The organism is Bradyrhizobium sp. BWC-3-1 (assembly GCF_032917965.1).
In the GTDB taxonomy this organism is placed as follows: domain Bacteria; phylum Pseudomonadota; class Alphaproteobacteria; order Rhizobiales; family Xanthobacteraceae; genus Bradyrhizobium; species Bradyrhizobium canariense_D.
The window spans coordinates 2,070,517-2,082,101 of the sequence record NZ_CP136625.1 but is presented as its reverse complement, the minus strand read 5'-3'; the positions used below and the strand labels follow the sequence as shown (position 1 = coordinate 2,082,101).

The 11,585-nt window shown below is 64.9% G+C and carries 10 protein-coding genes; 3 read left to right on the top strand and 7 right to left on the bottom strand.

Features of this window, described 5'->3' with window-relative positions:
- Positions 1 to 115: 115 nt before the first annotated feature.
- Positions 116 to 1,417: an MFS transporter gene (locus RX329_RS10180; protein WP_247370136.1), complete on the bottom strand. Its 1,302-nt coding sequence runs from the start codon at positions 1,415 to 1,417 to the stop codon at positions 116 to 118.
- A gap of 352 nt (positions 1,418 to 1,769) precedes the next feature.
- On the opposite strand from RX329_RS10180, the gene RX329_RS10175 reads away from it, so the two are divergent.
- The 3 genes from RX329_RS10175 to RX329_RS10165 are packed head-to-tail and all read left to right on the top strand — an operon-like array spanning position 1,770 to position 5,531.
- Positions 1,770 to 2,984: an ABC transporter substrate-binding protein gene (locus RX329_RS10175; RefSeq protein WP_085351926.1), complete on the top strand. Its 1,215-nt coding sequence runs from the start codon at positions 1,770 to 1,772 to the stop codon at positions 2,982 to 2,984.
- 7 nt (positions 2,985 to 2,991) lie between these two features.
- Positions 2,992 to 4,719 carry an FAD-dependent oxidoreductase gene (locus tag RX329_RS10170; RefSeq protein WP_085351927.1) on the top strand — a complete coding sequence of 576 codons (1,728 nt, stop codon included), beginning with the start codon at positions 2,992 to 2,994 and terminating at the stop codon, positions 4,717 to 4,719.
- Positions 4,720 to 4,736: 17 nt separating this feature from the next.
- Complete coding sequence (locus tag RX329_RS10165; protein WP_317245813.1) at positions 4,737 to 5,531, top strand: IclR family transcriptional regulator; 795 nt, start codon at positions 4,737 to 4,739, stop codon at positions 5,529 to 5,531.
- Position 5,532: 1 nt separating this feature from the next.
- On the opposite strand, the gene RX329_RS10160 is transcribed toward RX329_RS10165, so the two are convergent.
- The 6 genes from RX329_RS10160 to RX329_RS10135 form a co-directional block, all read right to left on the bottom strand.
- Entirely contained in the window at positions 5,533 to 6,306 is a 774-nt protein-coding gene (locus tag RX329_RS10160; protein ID WP_085351929.1) for an SDR family NAD(P)-dependent oxidoreductase, read from the bottom strand.
- A gap of 58 nt (positions 6,307 to 6,364) precedes the next feature.
- Positions 6,365 to 6,955: a thiamine pyrophosphate-dependent enzyme gene (locus tag RX329_RS10155; protein ID WP_143273367.1), complete on the bottom strand. Its 591-nt coding sequence runs from the start codon at positions 6,953 to 6,955 to the stop codon at positions 6,365 to 6,367.
- On the bottom strand, positions 6,955 to 7,494 hold the full coding sequence (locus RX329_RS10150; protein ID WP_085351930.1) for a thiamine pyrophosphate-binding protein: 540 nt from the start codon (positions 7,492 to 7,494) through the stop codon (positions 6,955 to 6,957). The genes RX329_RS10155 and RX329_RS10150 overlap by 1 nt, the downstream gene beginning before the upstream one ends.
- 324 nt (positions 7,495 to 7,818) lie before the next feature.
- Positions 7,819 to 8,562 carry an aspartate/glutamate racemase family protein gene (locus RX329_RS10145; RefSeq protein ID WP_085351931.1) on the bottom strand — a complete coding sequence of 248 codons (744 nt, stop codon included), beginning with the start codon at positions 8,560 to 8,562 and terminating at the stop codon, positions 7,819 to 7,821.
- A 9-nt stretch (positions 8,563 to 8,571) separates the two neighbouring features.
- A complete protein-coding gene (locus RX329_RS10140) occupies positions 8,572 to 9,837 on the bottom strand; it encodes an NAD(P)/FAD-dependent oxidoreductase (RefSeq protein WP_085351932.1) in 1,266 nt (421 codons plus the stop codon).
- A gap of 3 nt (positions 9,838 to 9,840) precedes the next feature.
- A complete protein-coding gene (locus RX329_RS10135; RefSeq protein ID WP_085351933.1) occupies positions 9,841 to 11,502 on the bottom strand; it encodes a thiamine pyrophosphate-binding protein in 1,662 nt (553 codons plus the stop codon).
- Between the last annotated feature and the right edge of the window lie 83 nt (positions 11,503 to 11,585).

The window sequence follows — 11,585 nt, the reverse complement described above, 5'->3', positions numbered from 1 at the left end:
TATGGGCGGGATGTCGTGAAGTAAAATTGGAAGTAAAAATTCGCTGCATAAACGCGGCTAATGATTCGCCCCGCTGCACCGGCTTTTGGCAACGCGCATAAGATGAAGGCGGCCCTCAGGACTTGAGCGAGTCCCGCGCGGTCTCCGGCGCTATCAACGTTGCGATGATGGTGATGACCGACAGTGCGATGATATACACCGACACCGGCCAGTACGAGGCGGCCCATGCAAGCAGTGCCGTCGCAATCAGCGGCGAGAAGCCGCCACTGAGCGCGGCGGCAACGTTGGCTCCCAGCGATGCGCCGCTATAGCGCACCTGGGTACGGAACAGCTCCGGCATGAAGGCCGCCTTCGGCCCGAACAACAGCGCATGCGTCAGTGTCATCGTCACGACGAGCGCGAGCGTGATCAGCGCCGGCTCCCTGGTGTCGAGGAACCAGAACAACGGAAACGCCAGCGCCACCGAGAACACGCCGCCGGCGAGATACAGCGCTTTGCGGCCGAAGATGTCGGACAGCCAGCCTGCGAGCGGCAGCGTCGCGAGCTCGACGAGCGCGGCATAGACCACCGCGTTGAGGATCACCTGCCGCGGAAGGCCGAGCTGCGTCGTGGCATAGACCACGGTGAAAACAGTGAGGAGATAAGCGAGCCCGACTTCGGACACCGTGATGCCGATCGCCAGCAGGAAGCTGCGCCAGTCGCGGCGCAGGACTTCCAGCACCGGCTGCGCCAGCACCTCCTTGCGCTCGAGCACCTCCTTGAAGTGCGGCGTCTCCGCGAGTTTCAGCCGCACGATGAAGCCGACACCGACGAGCAGGATGCTGATCAGAAACGGCACGCGCCAGCCCCAGCTCAGGAAGTCCGCTTCGGGCAGCTGCGTCATCAGACCGAAAATGCCGGTGGACGCGGCGACGCCGACGGGGAAGCCGATCTGCACCAGACTGCCGTAAAAGCCGCGGCGGTTGCCGGCGTGCTCGGCCACCATGACCACCGCGCCGCTCCACTCCCCACCGAGCCCGATGCCCTGGACGAAGCGCAAAATGACGAGGAAGATTGGCGCCCAGACGCCGATCTGGCTGTAGGTCGGCAGGCAACCGATCAGGAACGTGCCCAGTCCCATCGCGAACATGGTCGCGACCAGCATCTTCTTGCGGCCGAGCCGGTCGCCGTAATGCCCGATGATCGCACCGCCGATCGGCCGCGCGACAAAGCCGACCGCATAGGTCGAGAACGCCGCCAGCGTGCCGACCATGGGATCGAAACTCGGGAAGAACAGCTTGTTCAGCACGAGCGCCGCCGCCGTGCCGTAGATCAGGAAGTCGTACCACTCGATCGCGGTGCCGAGCGCGGCTGCCCACACCACATGCGCCGTCGTCGATTTCTCCGCCGCAGTGGAGACTCCCGATGCTGCCGTCATTGCCATCCGCCCCAAGATTCCTGGGCGACATGATGGCCAATCGTTGTGGCGGTTGCAACTTGCGGGAGTGTTAGTTCTCCCAAGATCAGAATGCGAGATTTTCGCGCCACTGCCTCCTCACTGTCGTCCCGGCGAAGGCCGGGACCCATAATCACAGGGAGGAGTTTGGCAAAGACCGGCGCCCTGGTACTGCGACCGCCCGACTTCGAGAGATCACGCGGTATGGGTCCCGGCCTTCGCCAAGACGACGCGGATCCTTTATTCTCCATTGACAAACTTATTTGCTAATATCTAACTTGCTGCCACAATAGCCGGCCGCGCCAAGCGCGCCCATAAACGAGAGGGAACGACGATGAGAGGGTTTTTGGCCTGCGCCATGCTCGCGGCCATGACTTCGGCTGCCATGACCACCGTTGCGAACGCGCAAATCTCCGACGACGCCGTGCGGATCGGCGTCCTGACGGATCTGTCGAGCTGGGGCCGCGACAACAGCGGGCCGGGCTCCGTGGAGGCCGCGAAAATGGCCTTGGAGGAATTCGGGCCCACCGTGCTCGGCAAGCCGATCGAGATCATCAGCGCCGATCACCAGATGAAGACCGATGTTGGCGTGCAGATTGTGCGCGGCTGGTTCGACAACGGCAAGGTCGATGCCGTCGTCGACATCCCCAATTCCGGCATCGCGATCGCCGTCCACAATATGGTGCGCGAGCGCAACAAGATTGCGCTGCTCTCCGGGCCCGGCGCGAGTTCGCTGACCGACGAGCTTTGCAGCCCGAACACCGTGCACTTCACCTACGATACCTACGCGCTGTCGAAGGTGACGGCCTCCGCCGTGATCAAGGAAGGCGGAAAATCCTGGTACTTCATCACGGCCGACTACGCCTTCGGGCAGCAGCTCGAGAAGGATGCCACGCGCTTCATCAACGAGATGGGCGGCAAGGTTTTGGGCGGCGTGAAGCACCCCACCAATACGGCCGATTTCTCGTCCTTTGCACTCCAGGCGCAAAGCTCGAAATCGGACGTCGTCGCTTTCGCCAATGCGGGCCAGGACACCGACAATGCCATCAAGCAGTCCGGCGAGTTCGGCCTGGTGCAGGGTGGCCAGAAGCTGGTCGGCCTCCTGATGTTCGACACCGATGTCCACGCGATCGGCCTCAAATCCGCGCAGGGTACCTACATGACCACGGCCTCGTACTGGAACATGGACGAGGCGACCCGGGCATGGTCGCGGAAATTCTACGAGCGCACCAAGGTGATGCCGACCATGATTCAGACCGGCGTCTACGGCTCGGTGCTGCATTATCTCAAGGCCATCAAGGCCGCCGGCACCGATGATCCCGCCAAGGCCATGGCCAAGATGCGCGAGCTGCCGATCGAGGATACATTCGTTCATGGCGGACGCTTGCGCGAGGACGGCCGCGTCATTCGCGACATGTATCTCGCCAAGGTGAAAACACCCGAGCAGTCCAAGGAACCGTGGGATTATTTGGAGATCATCAAGACGGTGAAGGGCGAGGACGCCTTCCGCCCGGTCTCCGAGTCGAAATGTCCGTTGCTCAAGAAGTGAGGCCTGCATGACCGGCAACGAGCGCAACGAGACTTACGAGTGCGATGTGCTCGTGGCCGGATCGGGCTGCTCCGGCATGTCGGCCGCCATCACCGCGCGCTATCACGGCCTCGACGTGCTGATCGTCGAGAAGGAGCCGCGCTTCGGAGGCACCACCGCCCGCTCCGGCGGCTGGCTCTGGATTCCCGGTACCTCGCTGGCCAAGGCCTACGGCATCGAGGAGACACCGGAGCAGGCGCGGACTTACCTGCGGCACGAAGCCGGCAACAACTTTGACGCCGCGCGCGTCGATGCATTCCTGAGCGCCGGGCCCGAGGCGATCGATTTTTTCACCAGCAAGACGGCGCTCCGTTTCGACATGCCGCTGGTGTTCCCGGACTACCACGCCGAGGCGCCCGGCGGCGCCCAGGGTGGTCGTTCGATGGTGGCGCGCCCGTTCGACGGCCGCGAACTCGGCGACCAGATCAAGACCCTCGGCATGCCCCTGCCCGAGCTGACCGTATTCGGCATGATGCTCGGATCCGGCAAAGACATCGTCCATTTCATGCGCGCGACGAAGTCCCTAAGCTCGGCGGTCTATGTCGCAAAGCGCCTGTCGCGGCATCTGATGGACGTACTGCGCTATGGCCGCGGCATGACGCTGACCAACGGCAATGCGCTCGCCGGGCGCCTGGCAAAATCGGCCCAGGACCTGAAGATACCGATGTGGCTGTCCTCGCCGGTGCGCGAGCTCACTGTCGAGAACGGCACTGTCACGGGCGCCATTGTCGCCCGCGACGGACGCGACGTCCGCATTCGTGCGAGACAAGGCGTCGTGCTCGCCTGCGGCGGTTTCCCGCATGATGTCGAACGGCGCAAGAAGATGTTCCCGCACGCGCCGACCGGGAACGAGCATTTTTCGCCGGGACCGACCGGCAACACCGGCGATGGGCTGCGGCTCGCAGAACGCGCCGGCGGACATGTCGAGGACAGGCTGCCGAACGCGGCAGCCTGGGTCCCGGTCTCGGTCACCAAGCGCAAGGACGGCTCACACGGCGTGATGCCGCATTTCATCGACCGCGCCAAACCCGGCGTGATCGCGGTGATGCGTGACGGCAAGCGCTTTGCCAACGAGGGCAATTCCTATCACGACTTCGTCCAGGCCATGGTCAAGGCGGCGAAACCCGGCGAGGAGATCGCGGCGTACCTGGTCTGCGATCACCAGACCCTGCGCAAATACGGCCTCGGCTGCGTGCCGCCGTTCCCGATGCCGCTGGGTCATCACCTCAAGACGGGATATCTCATGCGCGGCGAGACACTGGAGGCACTCGCGGCAAAAGCGGGTATCGATGCCAGCGCGTTTACCGAGACCGTCAAGCAGTTCAATGCGACCGCACCACAGGGACACGACGCAGCCTTCGGCAAGGGCTCCAAGGCCTATAACCGCTACCAGGGCGATGCGCTGCACGGCCCGAACCCCTGCGTCGCGCCGATCGAGAACGGCCCGTTCTACGCCATCAAGATGGTGGTCGGCGATCTCGGCACCTATGCCGGCATCGTCACCGACGAGAACGCGCGGGCGCTCGATGCGGAGGGACGGGTGATTCCCGGGCTCTATGCCGCCGGCAACGACATGGCGAGCATCATGGGCGGCAATTATCCGGGCGCCGGCATCACGCTTGGGCCGGCGCTGACCTTCGGCTACATTGCCGGCCGTCACCTCGCCGACAGCGCCGCCAAGCGCAACGCGGCGTAAGCCACGCCAGGAAGCGCATGAAGAGAGAAAGCCGCGGCATCCAGTCGATCGAGGTCGGCGGCGAATTGCTCCGCGCCCTCGCCCGCAGCGGCGAGCCGATGATGCTGCGCGATCTTGCACGCGAGGCCGGCATGACGCCGGCCAAGGCGCATCCCTATCTCGCCAGCTTCTCCCGCATCGGCCTGATCGAGCAGGACGAGACCACCGGCCGTTACGAGATCGGCGCACTGGCGCTGGAGCTCGGCCTGATCAGCCTGCGCCGACTGTCCGGCGTACGCATCGCAGGACCGAAGATCGCGGCGCTCGCAAGCCAGATCGGGCATGCGGTCTCGCTCGCGGTCTGGGGCACGCACGGCCCCACCGTGGTGCAGCTCGAAGAACCCGGCCAGCCCGTTCACATCGTGATGCGCGCCGGTTCGGTGATGGCGCTGCTGGAGACGGCCACGGGCCGGGCCTTTTCCGCCTTCCTGCCGGAAAAGACGATCAACGCCGCACTCGAAAGCGGCCTCGATCGTTACGGCGTCGGCTATAATCCGAAGCGCGCTGTGAAAGGCGCGAAGGTCACTGAGATGCTCACAGAGGTCCGCAAGCACGGCCTCGCCCGCGCGCTCGGCGACCCCCTGCCCGGCGTCAACGCATTCTCTGCGCCGGTGTTCGACCATTCCGGCCATGTCGCGCTGGTAATCACCGCGATGGGGCCGGAAGGCACTTTTGACGCGCGCTGGGACAGCCCGATCGCCCATGCGCTACGCGATTGCGCGGGCGGCATTTCGAAACGACTGGGTCACGGGATGACGGCTGCGGCGGAGTGATCTACTTCACCGGCACCGTGTAATTCAGAATCAACCGCCCACCATCTGGATAGATCGTCTGCCCCGTGATGTAGGACGCATCGTCACTCGCAAGAAACGCGACGACGGAGGCAACTTCGCTCGGCTCGCCGCCACGGCCGGCCGGCGTGCGTGACATCACGGTCTTGCGGGCATCTTCCGAGGTGTAGATGGACGATGCCACCATGTCGGTCAGAATCGTGCCCGGCCCGACCGCGACGACACGAATATTGTGCGGAGCGAGTGCGACGGCAGCGACCGAGGTGAGCTGCTTCATGCCGCCCTTGGACATGGCGTAGGTCGCAAGCGCCGGGATTGCCAGCAGTGCATTGACCGAGGACATGTTGATGATGACCCCGCCGCCGCCTTGCGCGATCATCTGCTTCGCCGCCGCCTGCACGCCGAAGAACGCGCCCTTCAGGTTGATGCCGATGATTTCATCGAATTCCTCTTCGGAGATCTCCAGGAGGTCCCGGTTGCGAGCGACGCCGGCATTGTTGACCATGATATCGAGCCGGCCGAACTCTTTTGCGGCAGTTGCGACCAGCTGGTCGACATCGGCACGCTTTGCGACATTGCCGACGACAGTGCGCAAGGCATCCGGTCGCGCGAGTTCGGCGGCCGTCGCGGCCAAGCCCTCGGCATCGACATCCGAGATGACGACCTTGACGCCGTCGTCCAGGAATCGCTTTGCGCAAGCCTTGCCGATACCGCGCGCCGCGCCGGTGATGGCGGCGACCTTGCCGGATAGTTTCATGGTCTCACTCCAGAGTAGCTGCTCCGACAGCAGACTGTCGCCGGGCGAGAAACCCGGCTCAGACCGACGCGAAGCTAAGATGAGCACGGAACCGGTTCTTGATAAAGACGGCATCGCGCGAGGGTAGCGAGCGCGGCGGATTTTCGGCCAGAACCTTGATGACAAAAAGGCGCGGGCCATCGGCCGGCTCGTCGAGCTGCGTCGCCAGACGTTCCACCTCCTCGAGCGTCCGCACGGTCCCGGTCGCGGCAAAGCCGCAGGCCACAGCGATCGCAGTGAGATCGACGCCGCGCCCGGTGTGGCTGGCCTGCATACCGGTCTCGCCAAAATGCTGGTTGTCGATCACGACGATGTCGAGATTGCGCGGGCGCGCGACGCCGATGGTGGCGATGCCGCCGAGGCCCATCAATTGCTCGCCATCCCCGGTCAAAGCGAGGACGCGCTTTCCCGGCTGGGCTTGCGCGAGGCCAAGCCCGATCAGCGCGGCGCCGCCCATGGCGCCCCAGAGATAGAAATTGCCGTCATGGTCGCCGACCGAATGAAGATCATAGGTCGGCGAGCCGAGGCCGGACACGACCAGCGTGTCCTTGCGATTCTTCAGGAGCGCGGCGACGGCGGCGCGGCGGTCGAGCTGAGCTTGCATTGGCATCACCACTTCTTCTTGCCGATCAGGCGTTGCCCGATCAGCACCGCGATCTGCTGATCGGAATCGTAGGCGAGCGCTGCGGCCGATTCCACGGTCTCGACCAGATCCTCCGCCGTCTCCGCGCGCATCACCTTCAAACCAATCGCTTCCAGCGAGGGCTGCGTCGCACGGCTCATCGGCACCTGCCAGGGATTGAACTCGGCCCATTCGCCGCGCATCGTCACCAGCATCAGCAGTGGAAATCGTCCGATCGCCGACAGCGACAGCATGTTGATGCAATTGCCGACCCCGCTCGACTGCATCAAGAGCACGCTACGCTGGCCGCCGAGCCAGGCGCCTGCGGCGATGGCGACGCCCTCCTCTTCCGTCGTCAGCACGTTGGTGGTGACGTCGCGGTCGGCGGAGAACAGGCGGATGAGCTGGCTGTGACCGGCATCGGGAACGTAGAACATCTGCCGCACGTCGGCGGCTTTCAGGATGCGGTAGAGCTCGGACGGCCAATCGTCTGCGCGCGTGTCGGGATTGGATTGAAGGCTGTGCACCGCTGGTCTCCGTGGATTTCGAGAGGCACTCTAGCGATGTTCAGGCGCCAAAGCTCTGACCGTCTGGCGCGATCAGGTATCGAGGGATTGTATAGCTGCCTCTTCCGCTGCCGGTGGGACAGCGCACGATGCGCATGGCTGCGCCCTCTCCCCTTGCGGGAGAGGACATCACCGCTGACAGATACAAACTCATTTGGGTGAGGGGTATCTCTCCGCGAACTCATCCGCATCCATATGCGCGGAGAGATATCCTCATCCGGCGCTTCGCGCCACCTTCTCCCGCACGGGGAGAAGGAAGAGGAGTCATAGACAACTTCTCGACCTCTAGCCAAACTGGCGCGGCCGCAGCCCGGCATGAAACCAGGTGATCATGGAATAGATATCGTAGACGGGCAGTCCGACCTCGGCCTGAAGCGCCGCTGCATAAGGCGGCATGTTGGTGCATTCCAGCACGATCGCGCCGACATCCGGGTTCCTGGCGATCAGCTCCTTGCCGGCCTCGACCACATCACGTTCGGCCTGCGCAATGTCCATGTCCTCCTTCTCGGCCTTGATCAAGACGCGGAAGAATTCCTTGCCGTGCTCGGTGCCGACCAGCGGCGTATCGAGCGGCACGCCGGCGCCTGCGAGATGGGCCGGCGTCAAGGTCGAACCGGATACCGTGACGAGGCCAACGCGCTTGCCCGGCGGCAAGGTCGCCTGCACCCACGGCACCTGCATCAGTGACGAGGTCGCAACGGGAACGCCGACCGCGGCCGCGATCTCCTTCTGGAACAGCGAGAGGAAGCCGCAATTGGTGGTGATGGCCTCGGCCCCGAGCCGCACCAGGTCCTTTGCCGCGTCGATGAAATCAGGCAGCAGACCGGCGGCGCCCTTCAATACCACCTTCTCGGGCGAAGCCCCGCTCACCACACGATAGAGCACGGGGAAGGGCCAGGTGGTGCCGTTGCCCATGTCGCCGGGAATGCGGGGAAAGCGCGCCTCCAGCATCAGGATGCCGAGCGGCGCTCCATAGATGGCCTTGCCGCCGCGGGCTATTCGGGGGGACGAGTTGGCTGGAGCGGTCATGATGCGATCTCAGAGAAAACGATCGGGCGAAAACGGTGCGAGCGGAATTTCCGGCGGCTTGCCGCTCAGAAGCTGGGCGACGAGACGACCGGTGCGGGCCGAGCCGACCAGGCCGATATGGCCGTGGCCGAAGGCATAGACGATGTCACGCGAGGCCCGCGCGTAACCGATGCAGGGACGTCCGTCCGGCATGCTCGGCCGATGGCCGAACCAGGTCTTGATACGCGAAGCCGGAATGTCCGTGGGCAGTTTCGGGAACATGCTGACGAGATGGTTGCGCAGGATCTCGGCGCGCTTCCAGTTCGGTGCGGCCTCGAGGCCGGCGATCTCGACCGTGCCGGCGGCGCGCAAACCCTTGTCGGTCCAGTTCACCACCATCTTCGCATCCGAGGCCATCATCGAGCTGCGCGGCCCCGATTCCGGATTCTCGATCATGACGTGATAGCCGCGCTCGGTCTCAAGCGGCAGCGGATCGCCGATGGACGCCGTGAGCCGCTTCGAATGCGCACCGGCGGCAATCACCGCGGCATCGCACGCAATCTCGCCGGTCTCGGTCAGGACAGCCACGAGCTTGTTGCCGGATAGCTTCAGCCCAATTGCCTTGGCCCGCACGAGCTTGGCGCCGCTTGCTAGGGCATGTTGCGCGAGCGCCGCGACATAGGCACCGGGATCGCGGCAGCGCCCGGCCTCCTCCACCACCACGCCAAAAGTGTAGCGCGGATGCAAATCGGGCTCGCGTTGACGCATCTCGTCGGACGAAAGCTCAAGCCATTCGACGCCGACGCGCTTGCGCACGCGCCAACCGAGATCGTTGTCGAAATTGCCGCGTGACGGGAAGACATGCATCACGCCGTTACGCTCGATCAATTCAGGGACGCCCGCCTCCTCCGCGAGCTTCCTGTGCAACTGCGGCGCGTCCTTCAGGAGGCCGCGCAGCGCGAAGGCCGTCGTCTCGACCCGCGCCTCGGTCCAGCCCGAGAGCAGATATTTGACCAGCCAGGGCAGCGCCTTCGGCAGATAAGACCAGCGGATCGCGAGCGGCCCGAGCGGGTCCACCAGATAACCCGGCACCTTCTTCCAGACACCGGGCTCGGCCGGCGGGATTACCGAATGCGAAGAGAGCCAGCCGGCATTGCCGTAGCTCGCCGCCTGTTCGCCACCGGGCTCGCCGGCGTCGATCAGCGTGACGCGATATCCCTCGCGCAGCGCCTCGATGGCGCTGATCACGCCGACCGCGCCGGCACCGATGATGGCGACGTGGCGGCCCTCCGACATCGCTTAAGCCTTCACCGCAGGGGCGAAGTCCTTGCCGACCGACATCGCGCGCGGATCGATGATGCAGTGGAGGATCGACGGCTTGCCCGAGGCGAGCGCACGCTCGAACGCCGGCGCGAACTCTTCGGTGCGCTCGACGCGCTCGCCATGGCCGCCGAACGCTTTTGCGTACATCGCAAAATCCGGGTTCTTGAGCTGGGTGCCGACCACGCGTCCCGGATAGTCGCGCTCCTGGTGCATGCGGATGGTGCCGTATTGCGCATTGTCGACGATGATGACGACGAGCGGCGCATCGTATTGCACGGCAGTCGCGAATTCCTGCCCGTTCATCAGGAAGCAGCCGTCGCCAGCGAACGCGATAACGGTGCGATCCGGATATTGCCGTTTCGCGAGCACCGCCGCCGGCACGCCATATCCCATCGAGCCCGAGGTCGGCGCGAGCTGGGCGGCAAAGCTGTGGAAGCGATGATGGCGATGGATCCAGCCGGCGTAGTTGCCGGCGCCGTTGCAGACGATCGCGTCCTTGGGCAGGCGATCGCGCAGCCAGGTCATGACCTGGCCGTACTGGAACGTGCCCGGCAGCTCGCGCGCCTTTTCGGTCCAGGCGAGATAGTCGGCATGCGCCTTGGCGGCCTCGCCCTTCCAGGCAACGGCGCCTGCCGGCTTCAGCGTCTCGACCGCGGCCGCGAAGGCGGCGGGCGTGGCCTGGATCGCGAGCTCAGGCTGATAGATGCGGCCGAGCTCTTCCGAGCCGGGATGAACGTGGATCAGCTTCTGCCGCGGGGTCGGAATGTCGAGCAGCGTGTAGGATGAGGACGGCATTTCCGACATGCGGCCGCCGATCAGCAAAATGACGTCGGCGTGGTCGATGCGCGCCTTCAGGCCCGGGCTCGGCCCGATGCCGAGATCGCCGGCATAATGCGAGTGATCGGCGTCGATCAGCGAGGCCCGGCGGAACGAGGTCGCGACCGGCAGGTCGAACCGCTCGGCAAAGCGCGCGATGCTCCGGGTCGCTTCATCCGTCCAGCGCGAGCCGCCAAGAATGACGAGCGGCGCCTTGGCGCTCGCAAGCATGGCGCCGACGCGCTCGATATCGGCAGGCGCCGGCCAGCTCACCGCCGGCTCGATGCGCATGGCGTCCGCAACGGCTGCGGTCTCGGTCAGCATGTTCTCGGGCAGCGAGATCACCACGGGACCGGGGCGGCCCTGCATGGCGACGCGGAAAGCGCGCGCGACCAACTCCGGAATCCGGTCGGGACGATCGATCTCGACCGCCCATTTCGCCATGGTGCCGAACACCGCCTTGTAGTCGAGTTCCTGAAACGCCTCGCGCTCGCGCATGCCGGTGTCGACCTGACCGACGAACAGGATCATTGGCGTGGAATCCTGCATCGCGATGTGGACGCCGTGGCTCGCATTGGTGGCGCCGGGGCCGCGGGTGACGAAGCAGACGCCGGGACGCCCGGTGAGCTTGCCATAGGCTTCCGCCATCATCGCCGCACCGCCTTCGGCGCGGCAGATCATGACGTCGATCGGGCTGTCGTGCAGCGCGTCCAGCGCCGCCAGATAGCTCTCGCCCGGCACGCAGGTGACGCGCTCGACGCCCTGGGCGACGAGCTGATCGATCAGGATCTGGCCCCCGGTGCGGGCGTTGCGAATGGTCATGACGGCTCCCTCAAGGCTTTGGCGATGCGTTTCGCAGCTTCGCGAAATTTTGCTCGGAGCTGGCGTAGGACAGGCCGACAGGG